Source organism: Streptomyces sp. SID13726, assembly GCF_010548375.1.
Classification (GTDB): Bacteria; Actinomycetota; Actinomycetes; order Streptomycetales; family Streptomycetaceae; genus Streptomyces.
Genome location: NZ_JAAGLY010000192.1, coordinates 1 through 571, shown reverse-complemented (window position 1 = coordinate 571; position 571 = coordinate 1). Strand labels below are relative to the sequence as shown.

Annotated in this window: 1 protein-coding gene; it reads right to left on the bottom strand. The window is 72.3% G+C overall.

Annotated elements, in window-relative coordinates:
* Positions 1-7: 7 nt before the first annotated feature.
* A partial coding sequence (locus G3I78_RS47105) for a phosphatidate cytidylyltransferase (RefSeq protein ID WP_164436758.1) occupies positions 8-571 on the bottom strand: 564 nt, incomplete at its 5' end.

Genomic DNA, 571 nt, shown 5'->3' with positions numbered 1-571 from the left:
ACGGCTGTCAGACGGCCAGCGCGAGGAGCACGTACACGAACGGGGCGGTGAGGAGCATGGAGTCGAGCCGGTCCAGGATGCCTCCGTGACCGGGCAGGAGCGACCCCATGTCCTTCAATTCTAGGTCGCGCTTGATCATCGACTCGGCGAGGTCGCCGATCGTCGCCGTGAGCGGGGCGAGGACGCCCAGCGCGACGCCCACGAGCGGGCTCGCCCCGAGGCCCACCACGGCCCCGACCACGCCGACCGCCGTCGCGAGCACGAACGAGCCCGCCAGCCCCTCCCAGGACTTCTTGGGGCTCACGGACGGGGCCAGCGGATGACGCCCGAACAGGACGCCCGCGACGTACCCGCCGACGTCGTTCGCGACGGCGAGCAGGATGAAGATCAGGACCCGGACGCGCCCGTCGGGGGCGGCCAGCATGAGCATGACGAAGCCCGCCATGAACGGCAGGTAGGCCGCCGCGAACGTCGCCGCCGCGGCGTCGCGCACCGCCGCGGTCCCGGACCCGTCGATGACGCGCCACACGACCGCGCCCGCGACCGTGAGCATGAACGAGACGAGCAGCGC